This window comes from Streptomyces sp. NPDC052687, assembly GCF_040678395.1.
In the GTDB taxonomy this organism is placed as follows: Bacteria; Actinomycetota; Actinomycetes; order Streptomycetales; family Streptomycetaceae; genus Streptomyces.
In genome coordinates, this window is sequence record NZ_JBFATR010000035.1 from 53862 (window position 1) to 73441 (window position 19580).

20 protein-coding genes are annotated in these 19580 nt (G+C 71.6%); 11 read left to right on the forward strand and 9 right to left on the reverse strand.

All coding sequences use genetic code 11. From position 1 onward, the window contains the following. Nucleotides 1–8 precede the first annotated feature (8 nt). The 4 genes from AB0K92_RS24405 (at nt 9) to AB0K92_RS24420 (ending at nt 3463) form a co-directional block, all read left to right on the forward strand. A complete protein-coding gene (locus AB0K92_RS24405) occupies nt 9–926 on the forward strand; it encodes a F0F1 ATP synthase subunit gamma (RefSeq protein ID WP_166002310.1) in 918 nt (305 codons plus the stop codon). Continuing rightward, a complete protein-coding gene (gene atpD, locus AB0K92_RS24410; protein WP_166002311.1) occupies nt 926–2362 on the forward strand; it encodes a F0F1 ATP synthase subunit beta in 1437 nt (478 codons plus the stop codon). The genes AB0K92_RS24405 and atpD overlap by 1 nt, the downstream gene beginning before the upstream one ends. 117 nt (nt 2363–2479) lie before the next feature. After that, a complete protein-coding gene (locus tag AB0K92_RS24415) occupies nt 2480–2854 on the forward strand; it encodes a F0F1 ATP synthase subunit epsilon (RefSeq protein ID WP_166002312.1) in 375 nt (124 codons plus the stop codon). A 162-nt stretch (nt 2855–3016) separates the two neighbouring features. Continuing rightward, nucleotides 3017–3463: a DUF2550 domain-containing protein gene (locus AB0K92_RS24420; protein WP_166002313.1), complete on the forward strand. Its 447-nt coding sequence runs from the start codon at nt 3017–3019 to the stop codon at nt 3461–3463. Nucleotides 3464–3497: 34 nt separating this feature from the next. Here AB0K92_RS24420 and AB0K92_RS24425 read toward each other — a convergent pair whose 3' ends face one another. The 3 genes from AB0K92_RS24425 to AB0K92_RS24435 all read right to left on the reverse strand — a co-directional run bounded on the left by AB0K92_RS24425 (nt 3498) and on the right by AB0K92_RS24435 (nt 7328). Next, nucleotides 3498–5336, reverse strand: coding sequence for a glycoside hydrolase family 18 chitinase (locus AB0K92_RS24425; protein ID WP_365926096.1), 1839 nt, complete (start codon nt 5334–5336; stop codon nt 3498–3500). 137 nt (nt 5337–5473) lie between these two features. Then, nucleotides 5474–6115, reverse strand: a complete 642-nt coding sequence (locus AB0K92_RS24430) for a response regulator transcription factor (protein ID WP_365926098.1) — start codon at nt 6113–6115, stop codon at nt 5474–5476. A gap of 25 nt (nt 6116–6140) precedes the next feature. Continuing rightward, entirely contained in the window at nt 6141–7328 is a 1188-nt protein-coding gene (locus AB0K92_RS24435; RefSeq protein WP_365926100.1) for a histidine kinase, read from the reverse strand. 152 nt (nt 7329–7480) lie between these two features. Here AB0K92_RS24435 and AB0K92_RS24440 point away from each other — a divergent pair, with 152 nt between their 5' ends. Continuing rightward, the gene (locus AB0K92_RS24440) at nt 7481–8065 is read left to right on the forward strand and encodes a hypothetical protein (RefSeq protein ID WP_365926102.1); all 585 of its coding nucleotides are present in this window, start codon (nt 7481–7483) and stop codon (nt 8063–8065) included. A gap of 48 nt (nt 8066–8113) precedes the next feature. Here the strand turns inward: AB0K92_RS24440 and AB0K92_RS24445 are convergent, their stop codons facing one another. The 3 genes from AB0K92_RS24445 to AB0K92_RS24455 are packed head-to-tail and all read right to left on the reverse strand — an operon-like array spanning nt 8114 to nt 10248. Next, the gene (locus AB0K92_RS24445; protein ID WP_166002318.1) at nt 8114–8686 is read right to left on the reverse strand and encodes a cob(I)yrinic acid a,c-diamide adenosyltransferase; all 573 of its coding nucleotides are present in this window, start codon (nt 8684–8686) and stop codon (nt 8114–8116) included. Nucleotides 8687–8705: 19 nt separating this feature from the next. Next, on the reverse strand, nt 8706–9455 hold the full coding sequence (locus tag AB0K92_RS24450; protein WP_365926104.1) for an ABC transporter permease: 750 nt from the start codon (nt 9453–9455) through the stop codon (nt 8706–8708). Between the two features lie 10 nt (nt 9456–9465). Next, complete coding sequence (locus tag AB0K92_RS24455; protein ID WP_365926106.1) at nt 9466–10248, reverse strand: ATP-binding cassette domain-containing protein; 783 nt, start codon at nt 10246–10248, stop codon at nt 9466–9468. A gap of 83 nt (nt 10249–10331) precedes the next feature. Here AB0K92_RS24455 and AB0K92_RS24460 point away from each other — a divergent pair, with 83 nt between their 5' ends. From AB0K92_RS24460 to AB0K92_RS24475, 4 genes are all read left to right on the forward strand, one after another. Further along, on the forward strand, nt 10332–10973 hold the full coding sequence (locus tag AB0K92_RS24460; RefSeq protein ID WP_365926108.1) for a helix-turn-helix domain-containing protein: 642 nt from the start codon (nt 10332–10334) through the stop codon (nt 10971–10973). 126 nt (nt 10974–11099) lie between these two features. Next, entirely contained in the window at nt 11100–11948 is an 849-nt protein-coding gene (locus AB0K92_RS24465) for a 3-hydroxyacyl-CoA dehydrogenase family protein (RefSeq protein ID WP_166002322.1), read from the forward strand. A gap of 176 nt (nt 11949–12124) precedes the next feature. Then, nucleotides 12125–12448: an STAS domain-containing protein gene (locus tag AB0K92_RS24470; protein WP_166002323.1), complete on the forward strand. Its 324-nt coding sequence runs from the start codon at nt 12125–12127 to the stop codon at nt 12446–12448. 333 nt (nt 12449–12781) lie between these two features. Then, the gene (locus AB0K92_RS24475) at nt 12782–15355 is read left to right on the forward strand and encodes an ATP-binding protein (RefSeq protein ID WP_365926111.1); all 2574 of its coding nucleotides are present in this window, start codon (nt 12782–12784) and stop codon (nt 15353–15355) included. 90 nt (nt 15356–15445) lie between these two features. Here AB0K92_RS24475 and nucS read toward each other — a convergent pair whose 3' ends face one another. Then, nucleotides 15446–16117, reverse strand: a complete 672-nt coding sequence (gene nucS, locus AB0K92_RS24480) for an endonuclease NucS (protein WP_365758131.1) — start codon at nt 16115–16117, stop codon at nt 15446–15448. 263 nt (nt 16118–16380) lie between these two features. On the opposite strand from nucS, the gene AB0K92_RS24485 reads away from it, so the two are divergent. After that, nucleotides 16381–16773, forward strand: coding sequence for an SCO5389 family protein (locus tag AB0K92_RS24485; RefSeq protein WP_365926113.1), 393 nt, complete (start codon nt 16381–16383; stop codon nt 16771–16773). 177 nt (nt 16774–16950) lie between these two features. Here the strand turns inward: AB0K92_RS24485 and AB0K92_RS24490 are convergent, their stop codons facing one another. After that, nucleotides 16951–17979, reverse strand: a complete 1029-nt coding sequence (locus tag AB0K92_RS24490) for an LLM class flavin-dependent oxidoreductase (RefSeq protein ID WP_365926115.1) — start codon at nt 17977–17979, stop codon at nt 16951–16953. Between the two features lie 221 nt (nt 17980–18200). Between AB0K92_RS24490 and AB0K92_RS24495 the strand changes: the two genes are divergently transcribed. Further along, nucleotides 18201–18542: an ATP/GTP-binding protein gene (locus AB0K92_RS24495; protein ID WP_365926117.1), complete on the forward strand. Its 342-nt coding sequence runs from the start codon at nt 18201–18203 to the stop codon at nt 18540–18542. Nucleotides 18543–18554: 12 nt separating this feature from the next. Here the strand turns inward: AB0K92_RS24495 and AB0K92_RS24500 are convergent, their stop codons facing one another. Then, complete coding sequence (locus tag AB0K92_RS24500) at nt 18555–19406, reverse strand: ABC transporter permease subunit (RefSeq protein WP_365926119.1); 852 nt, start codon at nt 19404–19406, stop codon at nt 18555–18557. Between the last annotated feature and the right edge of the window lie 174 nt (nt 19407–19580).

Here is a 19580-nt window from a genome sequence, read left to right on the forward strand (position 1 = left end):
CCTGACTCATGGGAGCCCAGCTCCGGGTCTACAAGCGTCGCATCCGATCCGTCACCGCGACCAAGAAGATCACCAAGGCGATGGAGATGATCGCCGCCTCGCGCGTCGTCAAGGCGCAGCGCAAGGTGGCGGCCTCCACGCCGTACGCGGAGGAACTGACCCGCGCGGTCACCGCCGTGGGCACCGGGAGCAACACCAAGCACCCGCTGACCACGGCGGCCGAGACGGTCACCCGGTCCGCGGTGCTGCTGCTGACCAGCGACCGCGGTCTCGCCGGCGCGTTCAACTCCAACGCCATCAAGGCGGCGGAGCAGCTGACCGAACGGCTGGAGCGCGAGGGCAAGCAGGTCGACACGTACATCGTCGGCCGGCGCGGTGTGGCCCACTACAACTTCCGCGAGCGCACGATCGCCCAGTCGTGGACCGGGTTCACCGACGAGCCGTCGTACTCGGACGCCAAGAAGGTCGCGGCTCCGCTGATCGAGGCCATCCAGAAGGACACGGCGGACGGCGGCGTGGACGAGCTCCACATCGTCTACACCGAGTTCGTCTCGATGATGACGCAGCAGGCGCTCGACAAGCGCATGCTGCCGCTCAGCCTCGACGAGGTCGCGCAGGAGTCGTCCGCCAAGGGCGAGATCCTGCCGCTGTACGACTTCGAGCCGTCGGCCGAGGACGTCCTCGACGCCCTGCTGCCGCGGTACGTCGAGAGCCGGATCTACAACGCGCTGCTCCAGTCGGCCGCTTCGAAGCACGCCGCCACGCGGCGCGCGATGAAGTCGGCTACCGACAACGCGGGCGAGCTGATCAACACGCTCTCCCGTCTTGCCAACGCGGCCCGCCAGGCCGAAATCACCCAGGAAATCAGCGAGATCGTCGGTGGCGCGAGCGCCCTGGCCGACGCGACCGCGGGGAGTGACAAGTAATGACCACCACTGCTCAGACGGCCACGGCGACGGGCCGCGTCGCGCGGGTCATCGGCCCGGTCGTCGACGTGGAGTTCCCCGTCGACGCGATGCCGGAGATCTACAACGCCCTGCACGTCGAGGTGGCCGACCCGGCCAACGCGGGCGAGAAGAAGACGCTGACCCTCGAGGTGGCCCAGCACCTGGGCGACGGCCTGGTCCGCGCCATCTCGATGCAGCCCACCGACGGTCTGGTCCGCCAGGCCCCGGTCGTCGACACCGGCGACGGCATCACCGTCCCGGTCGGCGACTTCACCAAGGGCAAGGTGTTCAACACCCTCGGTGAGGTGCTGAACGTCGACGAGAAGTACGAGGGCGAGCGCTGGTCCATCCACCGCAAGGCCCCGAACTTCGACGAGCTCGAGTCGAAGACCGAGATGTTCGAGACCGGCGTCAAGGTCATCGACCTGCTGACCCCGTACGTCAAGGGCGGCAAGATCGGTCTGTTCGGCGGCGCCGGCGTCGGCAAGACGGTGCTCATCCAGGAGATGATCTACCGCGTCGCCAACAACCACGACGGTGTGTCGGTGTTCGCCGGTGTCGGTGAGCGCACCCGTGAGGGCAACGACCTCATCGACGAGATGAGCGAGTCGGGCGTCATCGACAAGACCGCGCTGGTCTTCGGTCAGATGGACGAGCCCCCGGGCACCCGTCTGCGCGTGGCCCTGGCCGGTCTGACCATGGCGGAGTACTTCCGCGATGTGCAGAAGCAGGACGTGCTGTTCTTCATCGACAACATCTTCCGCTTCACCCAGGCCGGTTCCGAGGTGTCGACCCTGCTCGGCCGCATGCCCTCCGCGGTGGGCTACCAGCCGAACCTGGCCGACGAGATGGGTCTCCTCCAGGAGCGCATCACCTCGACCCGCGGTCACTCGATCACCTCGATGCAGGCGATCTACGTCCCCGCGGACGACCTGACCGACCCGGCCCCGGCCACCACCTTCGCCCACCTCGACGCGACGACGGTGCTGTCCCGTCCGATCTCCGAGAAGGGCATCTACCCGGCCGTGGACCCGCTGGACTCCACGTCCCGGATCCTGGACCCGCGCTACATCTCGCAGGACCACTACAACGCGGCCATGCGCGTGAAGAACATCCTGCAGAAGTACAAGGACCTCCAGGACATCATCGCGATCCTCGGTATCGACGAGCTGGGCGAGGAGGACAAGCTCGTCGTCCACCGTGCCCGTCGCGTGGAGCGCTTCCTGTCCCAGAACACCCACGTCGCCAAGCAGTTCACCGGCGTGGACGGTTCGGACGTGCCGCTGGACGAGTCGATCGCCGCGTTCAACGCGATCTGCGACGGCGAGTACGACCACTTCCCGGAGCAGGCGTTCTTCATGTGCGGTGGTCTCGAGGACCTGAAGAAGAACGCGAAGGAGCTGGGCGTCTCCTGACCCCAGTGCTTGTGTGACGCGTGAGGGGGCGGGCTCGTCCCGCCCCCTCTGTCACGCCCATTAGACTTGTACCTAACACCCGGCAGGAGAGCCGGGTGGTGACCCGAGGAGCCAACCTTGGCTGCTGAGCTGCACGTCGCGCTGGTCGCGGCCGACCGAGAGGTCTGGTCCGGCGAGGCCACCCTGGTCGTCGCGCGCACCACGTCCGGCGACATCGGCGTCATGCCCGGTCACCAGCCGCTGCTCGGTGTGCTGGAGTCGGGCCCGGTGACCATCCGTACGAGTGATGGTGGAACGGTCGTCGCCGCGGTGCACGGCGGTTTCATCTCGTTCGCGGACAACAAGCTGTCCCTGCTGGCCGAGGTCGCCGAGCTGTCGGACGAGATCGACGTCCAGCGTGCCCAGCAGGAGCTGGAGCGCGCGAAGGCGGAGGGCGACGAAGCCGCCCAGCGCCGCGCGGACGTCCGACTCCGTGCGGCGGCGGCGCGCTGACCCCGAGGGTCGCTCCCGGGCCGTCTAGGCTCTGGGGGAGCGCCGAGTAGTGACGTCACTCAGCCGCGGTCGGCACCGGAGCAATCCGGAGCCGGCCGCGGCTGAGGCAGATATAGAGGTTTTTTCCGTTCCGTTACCTAGGAGACGAGGAGGTCGGTGCCGATGGTCCTCGCTCTGACTGTGTGCGGAATCGTCGTCGCCGTGGTGGTGCTGGGGCTGTTCGTCTTCGGACTGCGCCGCAGGCTCATCCAGCGATCCGGCGGTACCTTCGACTGCTCCCTGCGCTGGGACGCCCCCGAGCAGGGCGACGCCGGCGGCAAGGGCTGGGCCTATGGTGTGGCCCGCTACAACGGCGACCGCGTCGAGTGGTTCCGGGTCTTCTCCTACGCCGTCCGGCCGCGCCGGGTGCTGGAGCGCTCGGCGATCGAGGTGCTGGGCCGCCGGCTGCCCGAGGGCGAGGAGGAGCTGGCGCTGCTGTCCGACGCGGTGGTGCTGGCGTGTACGCACCGGGGGACGCGGCTGGAGCTGGCCATGAGCGAAGACGCGCTGACCGGTTTTCTCGCGTGGCTTGAGGCAGCCCCGCCCGGTCAGCGCGTCAATGTCGCGTAGTTCTGTTTACGGCTTTCTGGTCACGGCCTGCTGACTACTTCAGGCCGTTGCTGATCGCGGAGACCAGCTCACCGTTGCTGGTGTCGCCGCTGAACTCCCAGAAGAAGGCGCCGCCGAGGCCCTGGTTCTTGGCCCAGGTCATCTTGGTGCCGATGGTGGCGGGGGTGTCGTAGGACCACCAGTTGGTGCCGCAGTGCGCGTAGGCGGTGCCGGCGATGGTGCCGGTGGCCGGGCAGGCGGTCTTGAGCACCTTGTAGTCCTCGATGCCCGCCTCGTAGGTGCCGGTGGCCGCGCCGGTGGCGGTGCCGCCGGGGGCGGACTGGGTGACGCCGGTCCAGCCGCGGCCGTAGAAGCCGATGCCGAGCAGCAGCTTGGACGCGGGGACGCCCTTGGCCTTCAGCTTGGCGATCGCGTCGGCCGAGTTGAAGCCGGCCTTCGGGATGCCGGGGTACGAGGTGAGCGGGGAGTGCGGGGCGGTGGGGCCGGTCTTGTCCCAGGCGCCGAAGTAGTCGTACGTCATCACGTTGTACCAGTCGAGGTACTGCGCGGCGCCGCCGTAGTCGGCCGCGTCGATCTTGCCGCCGTCCGAGCCGTCCGCGGTGATGGCGGCGGTGATCAGGTAGTTGGGACCGAACTCGGCGCGCAGGGCCTGGGACAGGTTCTTGAAGGCCGCCGGGCCCGAGGTGTCGCAGGTCAGACCGCAGGCGTTCGGGTACTCCCAGTCGATGTCGATGCCGTCGAAGACGTCGGCCCAGCGCGGGTCCTCGACCACGGCCTTGCAGGACTTGGCGAAGGCGGCGGCGTTCTGCGCGGCCTGGCCGAAGCCGCCGGAGTAGGTCCAGCCGCCGAACGACCACAGCACCTTGATGTGCGGGTACTTGGCCTTCAGCTGGCGCAGCTGGTTGAAGTTGCCGCGCAGCGGCTGGTTCCAGGTGTCGGCGACGCCGCTGACGGACTGGTCGGCGGTGTAGGCCTTGTCGGTGGCGGCGTAGGCGTCGTCGAGGACGCACTGGCCGTTCTTGACGTTGCCGAACGCGTAGTTGATGTGGGTGATCTTCGAGGCCGAGCCGGAGGTCACCAGGTTCTTGACGTGGTAGTTGCGGCCGTAGACGCCCCACTCGGTGAAGTAGCCGAGGTTGACCTTGGTGCCGGGCTGCGGGCCGGGGTCGGTGGAGCCGCCGGTGGTGCGCACCGCGACGGCGCCGCTGACCGGGCCGGTCTGGTCGGCGGTGTCGCGGGCCTGGACGGTGTACGAGTAGTCGGTGCCGGCGGTGAGTCCGGTGTCCGTGTAGGCCGTGCCGGTGACGGTGGCGACCTTCGTGCCGCCGCGCAGCACGTCGTAGTTCTTGACGCCCTTGTCGTCGGTGGCCGCCTTCCAGGTCAGCTTCACCGAGGTGTCGGTGATGTCGGAGGCGGTCGGGGTGCCGGGGGCGCTCGGCGGGTTGTCGCCGGGGACGCTCGGGCCGCCGTCACAGCTGCCGCCGTTCAGCTTGCAGTTGGCGGGCGATCCGGTGCCGGTGCCGTTGAAGCCGAAGGTGACGGAGGCGCCGGGGGTGAGGGTGCCGTTCCAGGCCTTGTTCTTGGCGGTCCAGTGGTTGCCGGAGGACGTGATGTCGGCGTCCCAGCCGGAGGTGACGGAGGTGCCGGAGGGGAAGTCCCACTCGACGGTCCAGGAGCTGATGGTCGTGGTGCCGGTGTTCTTCACCGTCCACTTGCCCTCGAAGCCGGAGCCCCAGTCAGAGGACTTGACGTAGGTGGCGGTGGCCGAGGTGGCCTCCGCGGCGGCCTGGGCGGGGCTGGAGAGCCCGGCCAGTCCGGCGAAGGGGAGCAGGAGGGTCGCGAACCCCGCCGCTGCTCTGTGTCTGAAGCGCATGCTGCGCCTCCTTTGTGGGGATGTCGGGGGCAGGCGTGACTGAGCCTTCACGCCCACGGTGCGGCGAGAATAGAAAGGTCTGGACCATAGGTCAATAGGTCTGGACCACTACCCAGGCCGCTCGCCGGTCGCCCCGGTCAGATCCCCAACTCCTGCGCCAGTACGGCCGCTTGCACCCGGCTGCGCAGCTCCAGCTTCCCCAGCAACCGGCTGACGTGCGTCTTCACCGTCGCCTCCGCCATGTCGAGCCGCCCCGCGATCTCCGCGTTCGACAGCCCCTCGCCCAGACACGACAGCACCTCGCGCTCCCGCCGGGTCAGCTGCTCCAGCACCGCCGGATCGGCCTTCGGCTCGCGGGCCGGCCCGGCCGCGAACTCGGCGATGAGCCGCCGGGTCACCGCCGGCGCGATCAGCCCCTCCCCGCGCGCCACCGTCCGCACCGCCGCCAGCAGGTCCTTCGCGTCGGTGTTCTTCAGCAGGAACCCGGCCGCGCCCGCGCGCAGCGCCCCGAAGACGTACTCGTCGAGGTCGAAGGTGGTCAGCACCAGCACGTCGGCCAGCTGCTCGGCCACCACCTGGCGGGTCGCCGACACCCCGTCCAGGCGCGGCATCTGCACGTCCATCAGCACCAGGTCGGGCCGCAGCTCCCGGGCCAGCGCCACCGCCCGCTCGCCGTCCGCCGCCTCGCCGACCACCTCGATGTCGGGGGCGCTGCCCAGGATGAGCACCAGCCCGGCGCGGACGGCGGACTGGTCCTCGGCGACGAGGACGCGGATCATGCGGGGGCTCCTTCTGCGGTCGGGGTCACGGGGTGTCTCCTTCGGTGGCCGGCAGGGTCGCGCGGACGGCCCAGACCCGGCCGTCCGGGGTGTCCTCGGGTCCGGCCTCCAGCGTGCCGTGCAGCAGCGTGGCGCGTTCCCGCATACCGATCAGACCGGCTCCCGAGCCGGGTGCGCGGGGCGCGTCCCGGTCGCCGTACCGGCTGGTGACCGTGAGGGTCAGCGAGCCGTCGCGCTGCGCGAGCCGCACGGTGACGGGACCGGGCGCGGCGTGTTTGAGGGCGTTCGTCAGGCTCTCCTGCACGATCCGGTAGGCGGCCAGCTCCACCGGCGTGGGCACCCGGTCGTACGCGGCGTCCAGGATGACGTCCAGACCATTGGCGCGGGCCGTGTCGACCAGCGCGCCGAGACCGTCCAGGGTGGGCGCGGCGGACGGCTCGGTCCCGGCGCCCGCGTCCCGCAGGATGCCGATCAGCCGGCGCATCTCGGCCAGCCCCGCGACGCTGTTCTCCCGGATGACCCCGAGGGCCTGCCGGGTGGTGGCCGGGTCGTCGAGGGAGAGCGCGGCGGTGGAGTGGATGGCGATCGCCGACAGGTGGTTGGCGACCATGTCGTGCAGCTCGCGCGCCATCCGGGCGCGCTCGGCGCCCACGGCCTGGACGCGGTCCATCTCGGCGAGCAGGGCGGTCTGTTCGGCGCGCAGCCGGGCGGCCTCGGCGGCGTCCCGGTGGTTGCGGACGATCAGCCCGGTCGAGGCGGGCGCGAACGACACGATGCCGACGGCCACACCGATCAGCAGCGCCTCCGGCACCCGCCACACCGCGAACGGCACGACCGTCGCCGCCACCGACAGCAGTCCGGTGATCCAGGGGATACGGCGGGCCGCCGCGGGAGTGCCGTACAGCACCGCCGCGTACATCACGTCCGTGAACATCACCAGCGTGAACAGGTTGCCCTGGGTGACGGTGTCGGCGACCAGCGCGGCCGTGGCGACCGGGAGCGCGACACGCGGGGCGGCCCGCCGCATCAGCTCGCAGCAGGCCATCACCGCCAGCGGCACCAGGATCGGCCAGGCGCCCGGGAAGAGCACGATCGGCTCGCCCTTCGGGCGGGTGGCCAGACCGAAGCTCCACAGCAGCACCCCGCCGAGCAGCCCGGCGAGCGCGACGTACGCGTCGAAGCGGTGCGGGCGGGGGAGTCGCGCGGCGGCCATGGTCCCATCCAACACGGCCCCGGCCGTGCTCGCGTGATCCCCGGGAAGGGTCCCCGACTGCATCTTTCGATGTACCGCGAGTTCGTCACCGCCGACGACGAACGGCGCCGCTTTCGCCGGGAGCCTGGAAGGGTGACCGAAGGGAGCACGTCGTGATCGTCGCGTTGATCATCGCCTGTGAGGTCGGCTTCTGGGTGCTGCTCGCGCTCGCCCTCGCCGTCCGCTACCTGCTGAAGTGGCGCCGCACCAGCGTGGTGCTGCTGCTGTGCGAGCCGGTCCTGGAGCTGGTGCTGTTCGCGGCGACGGCCATCGACCTGAAGAACGGCGCCGAACCGGGCTGGGAACACGGGCTGGCGGCGCTGTACATCGGCTACACGGTGGCCTACGGCCACTACACCATCCGCTGGCTGGACGGTCACGCCGCGCACCGCCTGGGCGGGGCGCCGAAACCGACCGGCGCCCCCCGCTACGGCCTGCCCCGCGCCCGCCACGAGGCCGGGCTGTGGCTGCGTACGCTGCTCGCCGCGGCCGTCGCCTGCGGACTGCTCCAGGGCGCCGTCTGGTACGTCGGCGACGACGGCGACATCTCGTCCCTGCGCTCCTTCCAGTGGGCCGCGCTGCGCGCCGCCGGCATCCACGGGCTGGTCGCGCTGGCCTACTTCGTCTGGCCGAAGAAGGCTCCCGCCGGGGCGGGGGAGGAGAGCGGGCAGGCGCTCACCAAGGAGCGGATCCGCTGACGCGCGAGGCGCCACGGGAGCCGCTCGCCCGGTCCGGCGGGAGGGGGGCTAGCGCTCGCCGCCGGGCACCCACAGCACGTCCCCGACGTCCTTGTTGGCCGTGCGGGCGAGGATGAACAGCAGGTCGGACAGACGGTTGAGGTAGGTCGCGGTCAGCGGGTTCATCGTCTCGCCGTGCACCTCCAGCGCGGCCCAGGTCGAGCGCTCCGCCCGGCGGACGACCGTGCAGGCCTGGTGGAGGAGGGCCGCGCCCGGGGTGCCGCCGGGGAGGATGAAGGAGCGCAGCTTCTCCAGCCGCTCGTTGAAGCGGTCGCAGTCCGCCTCCAGCCGGTCGATGTAGAACTGCTCGACCCGCAGCGGCGGGTACGCCGGGTTCTCCACGACCGGCGTCGACAGGTCCGCGCCCACGTCGAACAGGTCGTTCTGCACGCGGGTGAGGACCTTGGCGATCTCCTCCTCCAGGTTCCCCAGCGCGAGCGCCGTGCCGATCACCGCGTTGGCCTCGTTCGCGTCGGCGTACGCCGCGATCCGCAGGTCGGTCTTGGCGACCCGGCTCATGTCGCCGAGGGCGGTGGTGCCCTGGTCGCCGGTCCGGGTGTAGATGCGTGTCAGGTTGACCATGCGGCCAGCGTAGTGACGCCTACGCCCCCTCGGTACGGAAGACCCGTGTGCCCACCGTCACGGAGAGCGCGGTCATGGCGACGGCCACCAGCACGCCGTACAGCATGTGCGCGGTCGCGTACTGCCCGGCGTAGGCGTCGCGCATCGCGTCCACGAGATAGCGGAACGGCACGCAGTGCGACAGCACGTCCAGCCAGGCCGGTCCGAGGCTGATCGGCAGCATCACGCCGGACAGCAGCATCGAGGGCATGCTGACGGCGTTGACCAGCGGCCCGAACTCCTGCGGGCTGCGCACCTTCATGCCCAGCGCGTACGACAGCGAGGCGAGCGACACGGACAGCAGGGCGACGAAGGCGAAGCCGATCAGCACCCCGGCGAGCGGGGCCCGCAGACCCATGAGCAGGGCGGCCAGCACCAGCAGCACCGCCTGGAACAGGAAGACGGCGGTGTCCCGCAGCACCCGGCCCAGCAGCAGCGCGAACCGGCTGACCGGGGTGACGCGCATCCGCTCGACGACGCCCTGGCCGTTCTCCACGATGATCATGAAGCCGGCGAAGAGCGCGCCGAACAGGCCGAGTTGGAGCAGCAGTCCGGGGACCAGCACCTGCCAGGAGCCGCCGTCCCCGCCGAGCGGCAGACCGGTCAGCAGCGGACCGTAGAAGAGCAGGTAGAGCAGCGGCATCAGCACGCCGAAGAACAGGGCGAAGGGGGAGCGCAGGGTCTGGCGGGCGTACCGCCCGAAGATCAGCGCGGTGTCGTGGAACAGCATCCGGGGGCTCCTAGACGGCGACGGGGGCGGTGCCGGCCGGGGCGGCGGGGCGGCCGGTGACGGCGAGGAAGGTGTCCTGGAGGGTGGCGTCGAGCGAGCCGCCGTACCGCAGCTTCAGGGCGCTCGGCGTGCCCTCGGCCACCACCACGCCCCGGTCCACGATCACCAGGCGGTCGGAGAGGGCGTCGGCCTCGTCGAGGTAGTGGGTGGTCAGGAAGACGGTCGTGCCGTGCTCGTCGCGCAGCCGGCGCACCAGGTCCCACAGGGCGGCGCGGCTGCCGGGGTCGAGGCCGGTGGTCGGCTCGTCGAGGAAGAGCACCCGGGGGCGGTGGGTCAGTGCCATCGCGATGTCCAGGCGGCGGCGCTGACCGCCGGAGAGGGCGGCGGCCTTGCGGTCCAGCAGGCCGACGAGGTCGAGCTCGTGCGCCAGTTCCTCCGCGCGCTCCCGGGCCCGGGTCCGGGTCAGCCGGTACAGGCGCCCCTGGGTGACCAGCTCCTCGCGCACCGGGAGCTGTCCGTCGACCCCGCCCGACTGGGCGACGTATCCGCACGCCCGGCGCACTCCTTCGGGATCGGTCGCCAGGTCGTGGCCCGCGACGGTGGCCGTGCCGCCGGTCGGCTTCAGCAGGGTGGTCAGCATCCGCAGGGTGGTGGTCTTGCCCGCCCCGTTCGGGCCGAGGAAGCCGAGGATCTCGCCCTGCCGGACGGTGAGGTCGATGCCGCGCACGGCGTGCACGGGGCCGTGTTTCGCCGGGAAGGTGCGGGCCAGGCCGGCCGCGCTGATGATGTCCATGGCCCCAGAAAAACAGAGGCGCTGACATTTTGCAATGACCCCAAGTTTTCAGCGGTACCAAGTGAGGCCGGTAGCATGCGGGCATGGCCGAGGGACTCAGGGAGCGCAAGAAGCGGCAGACCCGGCAGTACATCTCCGATGTCGCCACGGGCCTGTTCATCGAACGGGGCTTCGACGCCGTCACGGTCGCGGAGATCGCCGACGCCGCGAACGTCTCCGTCAACACCGTCTACAACTACTTCCCGGCCAAGGAAGACCTCTTCCTCGACCGCTCCAAGGGCGTCGTGGACCGGCTCTCGCGGTGGGTGCGCGGCCGGGGCGACGGGGAGTCCGCCGCCCGGGCCGTCCTGCGCGAACTGCGCGAGGAGGTCGAGGCGGTCTCGCCCAAGATGGGACTCATGGACGGCTATGCCCGGTTCATGACGGTGATTCATGACTCGCCCGCCCTGCGCTCCCGGCTCTGGGCGATCGGCCAGGAGGTCGTCGACAACCTGGAGCGCACCCTGCGCGAGGAGACCGGAGCCGCCGACGACGACCCCATGCCCACCCTCATCGCCGGTCAGGTCAACTGGCTGCACCAGACCGTGATGGCCGAGATCGGGCGCCGCATGATGGCCGGCGGCAGACCCGCCGAGGTGTCACGCGAGGTGCTGCTGCTGCTCGACGAGATGGAGGGGCTGTTGAGCGAGAAGGTGCTCAACTACGCCGTACGAGGCGCCGCGTGACCCCTGCCGGTGTGATGTCCGTCATCTGAGACGTGACGCGCGTTACTTACCGGTCACACAGCCCGTCACGAGCGCTAGTGTCCGCCCGAGAGGAACAAGGACAGCGCGTATCAGGGGAGTCGCACAGTGGCACGGAAGCTCGCCGTCATCGGGGCCGGTCTCATGGGATCCGGCATCGCCCAGGTCTCCGCCCAGGCGGGCTGGGACGTCGTTCTGCGCGACGTCACCGACGAGGCGCTCAGGCGCGGCACCGACGGCATCAAGGCCTCGTACGACAAGTTCGTCGCCAAGGGCAAGCTGGAGGCGGACGCCGCCGAGGCCGCCCTCGGCCGGATCACCGCCACCACCGACCTGGACGCCGCCGCCGACGCAGACGTCGTCGTCGAGGCCGTCTTCGAGAAGCTCGAGGTCAAGCACGAGATCTTCCGTGCCCTCGACAAGCTGGTGAAGGACGAGGCGATCCTCGCCTCCAACACCTCCGCCATCCCGATCACCAAGATCGCCGCCGTCACGGAGCGGCCCGAACGCGTCGTCGGCACCCACTTCTTCTCTCCGGTGCCGATGATGCAGCTGTGCGAGCTGGTGCGCGGCCACAAGACCAGCGACGAGACCCTCGCCACCGCGCGGGAGTTCGCCGAGTCCGTCGGCAAGACCTGCATCGTCGTCAACCGCGACGTGGCCGGCTTCGTCACCACCCGGCTCATCTCGGCCCTCGTCGTCGAGGCCACCAAGCTCTACGAGTCGGGCGTCGCCAGCGCCGAGGACATCGACCTCGCCTGCAAGCTGGGCTTCGGCCACGCCATGGGCCCGCTCGCCACCGCGGACCTCACCGGCGTCGACATCCTGCTGCACGCCACCGGCAACATCTACACCGAGACCCAGGACGAGAAGTTCGCCCCGCCGGAGCTGATGCGCCGGATGGTTGACGCCGGTGACATCGGGCGCAAGAGCGGGCAGGGCTTCTACAAGCACTGAGACGGCACCCGCCCCAGGAGCATCACACCTAGGGGTGAATTCGGTATCGGTTCGCTTACAAGCAGCAACCGCACCGCCACCGAAGCAGTCAGACGGTGCAAGCCACCGGCCATGTTCGACGTTGCACGGCCACCGTCATGTCATGGAGCACATCACCGAACGCACGGGGAGCGCATATGCACATCAGGGGCGACCACGCCGAGGTGGTCGTCGAGGGCCGCCTCGACGTCCGCACCGCGGCGGACGCCCGTGCGGCTTTGCACTCGGCCGTCGACGGCGGAGCCGGCGATTTCGTCCTCGACCTGTCCGCGCTGGACTCCTGGGACGCCACCGGGCTCGGCGTCATCATGGGCGCCCACCGGCGGGCGGGCCGCTGCGGCCGCCGGCTGGTGCTGCGCGGCGTACCGCCGCAGATGCAGCGCCTGCTGGTGGCCACCCGGCTGCACCGCATCCTGGCCATCGAGGGCGGCATCGGCGTGGAGTCCCTGCCGCGCGTGTGAGGCGCAGGCATGGGGGCGGCCGACGCGGGAACACCGGTACGAGTGCCCGGGGACACACCGGCACGAGTCCCCTCGGGCACACCGGTCCGGGTACGGTTTCGGAGCCGGACGTTCCGGTCCGGAACCGCACGTCGCGCCCAATCCTCATGAGAGTGTGACGTCTCGGACGGCGCGGTACCCCGGGCTGTCCTGGATACTGAGCAACGGTTTAGGGTTCGGTCGCCCGCTGTCCAGAACCACCCTCGAGCGGGCCCGGACCAGAAGCGACAGCGCGGTGTGCGACACGGCCGGGAGGGGCTGGACGCACTCGACGCTTTTGGGGGGCTTGAACCTATGGACCCGACCACCCGGGGACCCGAGGGCCACGGCCATGACGACGGCCACGCGCCGCGCCAGCGCCCGCCCAGGGATCCCCTCGCACCGGACTTCGGCCAGCACGCGCCGGCACTCGCCCGCACGGTCCAGCTCGTCTCCGGCGACTTCCTGCTCACCGTCAACCCCGTCGACGGCAGCGAGATCGAACTCTGCCCGCCGGCCGAGCGCCCCGGCCGGCCCGCCAAGCTGACCGCGGCCGAACGCGCCGAGGCCGCGCGCGCCGCCCGCCCGCCGGCGCCGCCCGGACCCGCCCTGCCCGAGCCGCCCCTGCTCGGCCGCCAGGAGGAACGCGAACGCCTCGTCCGCCTCCTCGCCCGCGGCCGCTCGGTCCGCCTCACCGGCCCCGGCGGCTCCGGCCGCAGCCGCCTCCTCGACACCGTCGCCGAGGACTGCGCGGACCTCGCCCCCGACGGCGTGATCCGCCTCAGCGGCTTCCACCGCACCGCCGGCGAACTGCTCCACGACCTCTTCCACGCCGTCCACAGCGCGCCCCTGCACCGGCCGGAACGGGACGAACTGCTCGAAGCCGTCCGGCAGATCGGCGCCGTCGTCGTCCTCGACGACATCGAGTTCGGCGGCGCCGCCCTCGACGAGCTGCTGGACGCCACCCCCGAGTGCGCCTTCCTCATCAGCGCCACCCCCGACGTACCCGCGCCGTCCGCCGACTCCGCCCTCGAAGAGGTCTTCCTCGGCGGCCTCGACCGCGCCGGCGGCCTGGAACTCCTGCGTCACGCCGTCGGCCGCACCCTCACCGAGGACGAGGCCAACTGGGCCGGCGACCTGTGGTTCGAGTCCGAGGGCCTGCCGCTGCGCTTCGTCCAGGCCGGCGCCCTGCTCCGGCAGCGCGACCGGCTGCGCAACGGCGCCGACGCCTTCGACGAGTTCGGCGTCTTCCAGGAGCCCCCCGCCGACGCCCCCTTCGACGCCGACGCCCGCGACGAGATACCCCTGCCGTCCCTCGCCGAGGGCGCCGCGCCCGCCGCCCTGCTCGCCTCCCGGCTGAGCGAGTCGGCGCGCGCCACCCTGCGGTTCGCCGTCGCCCTCGGCGGCGAGGTCCCGCACCAGGCGCATCTGCCCGCGCTCGTCGGCGACACCCACGCCGACGCCGCCCTCGGCGAACTCCTCGGCTGCGCCCTGGTCACCCCGGTCGGCGGCCGCTACCGGCTCGCCGCCGGCGTGCGCACCCAGCTGGAGGCCGCCGGATACGCCGACCACGTCCAGGACGCCGCCCTCGCCGCCGCCCGGCACTACGCCTGGTGGGCCGGGCACCCCTCGGTCACCCCCGAGCGGGTCTGCGCCGAGTCGGACGCCCTGCTCGCCGCGCTCGACGTCGTCGTGCCGGTCACCACCCCGCCCGGCGAGGACGAGGAGAGCCCCGCCGTGCGGCTGGCCCGCACCGCGGCCCCCGCCTTCGCCGCGGGCCTGCACTGGAGCGCCTGGGAGCGCAGCCTGCGCGCCGGCGCGAAGGCCTCCCGGCTCGCCGGAGAGGTCGCCGAGCAGGCCTACTTCCACCACGAACTCGGCATCCTCGCGCTGTTGGAGGGCCGCCTCGACCGGGCCCGCGCCGAACTGGAGGCCTCCATCGGCCTGCGCGGCGCCCTCGCCGACAAGCGCGGCACCGTCGCCGGCCGCCGCGCCCTGGCGCTCGTCGACGACCGCTCGGGCAACACCCCCGGCGTCGGCTCGGTGAGCGCGGCCCCGGTGTTCGGCGCCGGAGCCGGCGACGAGGTGCCCGGCGCCCGGCACGAGGTACCCGCCGCCCGGCACGAGGAGTCCGCCTCCCCGTCCGGCGGGGCCCCGGCGGCCCCGATGCCGTTCCCGAAGCTGCCCCGCCCCGCCGACACGCTCGTCACCCACGGCACCGCGGCGGGCGGTACGACGCCCCGCAAGGCCCGCGGTGGTCTGCGCGGCCTCGCCCGGCGCAACCTGGTCGCGGCCGGTGCGGGCGCGCTGCTCGTGGCGGTGCTCGGCACGGTCGTCACGCTCGGCGCCACCTCGAACAACGACGCCGACAGCCCCTCCGGCCAGGTCGGCGTCAACCCGTCGGCCAGCCAGGGCGCCGGCGACGACAGCCTGGGCGCGGACGAGGCGGACCGCGACGGCGACGGCGCCCCGGACACCGGCAGCGCGACCAGCCGCCCGACCGACCCGGGCCCCGACGGCACCCTGGGTACCTCCGACGACCCGACCCCGACGGACGCGGCGACCGGTTCGCAGTCGGGGGAGCCGTCGGACGACCCGAGCGGCACGCGGGACCCCGAGGACCCATCCGGCTCGCCGAGCGAGTCGGCCTCGAAGCCGCCGACGTCACCGTCCAACCGGCCGACATCGCCGTCCAGGCCGCCGTCGCCGACCGCCACGCAGACGCCGACCACCACCCCGACGACTCCGACGGAGTCGCCGACCAGCACGCCCACGGACCCCCCGTCCACCTCCAACTCCGCGAGCGCCCCGGCCGAGACGACCAGCTCCGCCGGTGCCCCGCAGAGCAGCGACGCGGGCACGCCCAGCAGCGCCGAGTCGGTCATCTGAGGCCTGGGACGGCACGAAAGAGGCCGGGTCCCTTCTCCGGGACCCGGCCTTTGCCTGCCATGGCAGTCACGCTCGCCACGACGGTGACGCTCAGAACAGCCGCAGCTTGTCGTCCTCGATGCCGCGCAGCGCGTCGTAGTCCAGCACGTGGCAGCCGATGCCGCGGTCCGTGGCGAGGACGCGGGCCTGCGGCTTGATCTCCTGCGCGGCGAAGATGCCGCGCACCGGCGCCAGATGGGGATCGCGGTTCAACAGCTCCAGATAGCGGGTCAGTTGCTCCACGCCGTCGATCTCGCCGCGCCGCTTGATCTCCACCGCGACGGTCTGGCCCTCCGCGTCCCGGCAGAGGATGTCGACGGGGCCGATGGCGGTCATGTACTCGCGGCGGATCAGGGTGTAGCCCTCGCCGAGCGTCTCGATGCGGTCGGCGAGCAGTTCCTGGAGGTGTGCTTCCACGCCGTCCTTGATCAGGCCGGGGTCGACGCCGAGTTCGTGCGTCGAGTCGTGGAGGACCTCCTCCATGGTGATGATCAGCTTCTCGCCCGCTTTGTTGGTGACGGTCCACACGCCCTCGTCCTCGCCGCTGCCCTCCTTCAGGGTGCAGGGCGGCGACATCCAGTTGAGGGGCTTGTACGCCCGGTCGTCCGCGTGGATGGAGACGCTGCCGTCCGCCTTCACCAGGATCAGACGGGGTGCCGAGGGGAGATGGGCGGTGAGCCGGCCGGCGTAGTCGACCGAGCATCGGGCAATGACGAGACGCATGGTCGGCAACGCTACTCGACACCCAGGGGCGCACGCGATTCGCGTCCTGTTTATCCAGAACACTCGTGTTCGGTCGTGGCCGATTGTGTGCTCACCGGGGTCCGCCTGTATCCCCATTCTCCTGGTGCCGTCACGGTCTGTTGCCTACCGTAGGGAACGGGAGGTCGCGGCGCGTGTACACAGGGTGTCCGGGTGTCCGGTGTTCGCGAGCTCCCTCATCTGTCCGGCAACCCCTGCTGGTCGGGGGTGCGAGAGGAGTACCCATGTCGCTCGACGTCTCACCGGCCCTACTCGAACAGGCCGAGCGAGGCGAGGTCGACGAAGCTGACTTCGTCGACTGCGTCCGGACCTCCCTGCCCTACGCGTGGGAGATGATCAGCTCCCTGGTGGCCCAGCTGAAGGTGGACGGCGGCCAGTTCGCCGACAACCAGACGCCCCCGCCGGACGAGCAGGCACGTGGTCAGCTCCTGCGCGCGCTCGCGAGTGACGCCATCCGCGGTGCGCTGCAGCGGCACTTCGGGGTGCGCCTGGCCTTCCAGAACTGCCACCGGGTGGCCGTCTTCCCGCTGGACGGTTCGGCGGACGAGACGCTGGCCCGCTTCACCTCGGTGCGCGGTCAGTTGCTCAACCAGTCCCCGGAGCTTCGGGACTGCTGACGCAGCGAGGCACCGGCTTGCCGCTCTCGTCCACGGGAGGTGCGATCTCTACCGGGGCGGCAAGCTCCCCGCACCACCCGTCTCGGCGCACCGCCGGTCGTCCCGCGCTGCCCGTCGCCCCCGTCGCCCCCGTCGCTTCCGGCCCTCCCGGCCCGGTCGCCCCGCTCCGGCCGCCGCTCACCGCAGCTGCGGCAGCACCTCGCCGCCCAGCCGCCGTACGTTCTCCTCCGTCGCCGCCAGGTCTCCCGAGCCCTCGACCAGCAGGGCGAAGCGGGAGATGCCGGTCCGCTCGCTGGTCGCCGCGAGCCGGTCGGCGCACAGCCGCGGGGTGCCCACCGGGTGCAGCCCGCAGAGCAGTTCGGTGTAGGCCAGCGGATCGCGCATCCGGCGCTCCCGGCCGTCCACCGTCACATGCGCGTCCAGACCCTGTTTCAGCCAGCCTGGCATCGCCTTGGTCAGGGTCTCGGCCGCGTCGACCCGCCGGTCGGCGATCTGGCAGACGCCGGCCGACACATGGCCCGGATCGGCGAGCTGCTCCGCGGGCCGGCCGGCGGCTCGGGCGAGGCGGCGCCACAGGCCGACCATCTCGGCCTTCTCCTCGTCCCCGACATGCATGCCGAGCAGCATCGGCAGCCCGCGCTCGGCCGCCGTCCGGACACTGGCGGGGGAGGTGCAGGCGACCAGCACCTCCGGGCCGTCGGTCTCGGTCAGGGACTCCGAGGGCCGCGGCACGACCGGCACCTCACGGAAGGCATAGCGCTCCCCGGCGGCCTCGACGCGCGGTTCGCGCAGCCAGCGCACCAGCAGATCGAGTGATTCCGGAAAGCCCTTCTCGTACGCCTCCAGGCCCGCGCCGAACACCTCGAGGTCCACCCACGGACCGCCCCGGCCCACGCCCAGCGACAGCCGTCCGCCGCTCGTCACATGGAGCAGCGCCGCCTGCTCGCCGAGCGCCACGGGGTGCGTGGTGGGCAGCACGCTGACCGCCGTGCCGACCCGGATGCGCCGGGTGCGGCCGAGCAGTAACGCGGCGAGGGTGATGGCCGACGGACAGGTGCCGTACGGCACGAAGTGGTGCTCGGCCAGCCAGACCGAGTCGAGCCCCGCTTCCTCGGAGACCTCCGCCGAGCGGACCGCGCGGTGCAGCGCCTCTCCTTGGCCCTGACCCGGGAACTGGGCCGCCAACACGAAACTTCCTACGCGCATCGCTCTTCCTGCTTCCTTGGCTCCGACACGGAGCTCCCCCACCCGGCATAACCGTCTGACACGTGCCGAGGACACGGCCTCGCGGCCGAATTTGCCGATTGTCTGCAGAATGCCCGCCCGGGCGGGGGACTTGTGGGGGTTCCCCCGGGTTCCGCATACCCCTGTCACGGACGCGTAGGCTGGACAGGACCCGCTCCCTGTATAGCTCCGTGAGGTGTTCCGTGTCCCCGCGTCGCAACCGACCCAAGGGCCCGAAGAATGCCGTCTCCTCCGGCCGGGGCGCCGAGGACGACCGGCCGGGCCGCTACGGCGGCTGGCAGTCCAGCGAGGACTGGGCCGGCGAGGAGTGGAGCGTGCGCCATGTCGCGGGCGCGAGCGCGCAGGGCAAGAGCTACCGCTGCCCCGGCTGCGACCAGCTGATCCCCGACGGCGTCCCGCACGTCGTCGTCTGGCCGCAGTACGCGGGCGTCGACGACCGCCGCCACTGGCACAAGTCGTGCTGGAACGCACGGGACCGCCGCACCACGCGGGTGCAGCGGTCCCGTAACGCGCCGAGGTTCTGACGGCAGTCGTCGCTAGACGTCGCGCCGCTCCAGCAGCGCGTAGGCACCGGCGAAGGCGACGGCGGTGACGCCCAGCATGATCCACAGCGGGTCCCAGCCCGTCGGGCCGGAGTCGCTGAGGGAGTTGGCGTAGAAGACGCTGAGCTGGTTCGGGATCGAGTACTCGAACAGGAAGGTGCGCACGTCCTCCAGCGACGAGGAGAACATGAACAGCGCGACCACCAGCGGGGCGAGCACCGCGCCGATCATGATGGTGATGGCGCCCGCGGAGTGCCGGATGATCGAGCCGACGACCAGCGACAGCAGGCCGAGCAGCGCGATGTAGAGCGAGACGCCGACCGTGGCCTTCAGCCACTCGCCGCCCGAGGGGTCCCGGGCGTCCACCATGCCGACCTGGGCGACGGCCACCAGGGAGGACGAGAGCAGCGTCACGGTGAACGCGACCGCGAAGAAGACGATCGCCTTCGCCGTCAGCACCCGCCCGCGCGAGGGGCAGGCCGTCATCGTGGTGCGGATCATGCCCGTGCCGTACTCGGACGCCGTGGTCAGCACGCCGAGCGTGATGACGCACATGCTGCCGAGCAGCAGCCCGAAGAAGCCGAGGGCCAGCGCGCTCTCCGAGCCGAGGTCGCTCTCGGAGGCCGAGCTGCCCACCACGGTTCCGGTCAGCAGGCCGATGCCGACGACGAGCGCGACGAACACCCCGAGCGTCCACATCGTGGAGCGCACCGACTTGATCTTCGTCCACTCCGAGGCGATGGCGTGCCCGAGGTGGGTGCGCACGACGGGGATCGGCGAGGTGTAACCGGAGTACGGCGGCATGCCGGGCGCGGCCGGCGACGGCGGGGTCTGGGGCGTGCTCATCGGGCGTCCTCGGACTGGGTCGGGTCGGAGACGGGGGCGGAGGCCTGCGGCGCGGGCGCCTCGGGCGCCGGGGCGGCGGCGGGCGCGGCCGCCGGACCCTGGCCCGGCGCCTGGGCAGGAGCCTGGGCGGGCGCGGGCGGCTGCTGCGGAGCCGGCTGCGCGTACGGGTTCGGC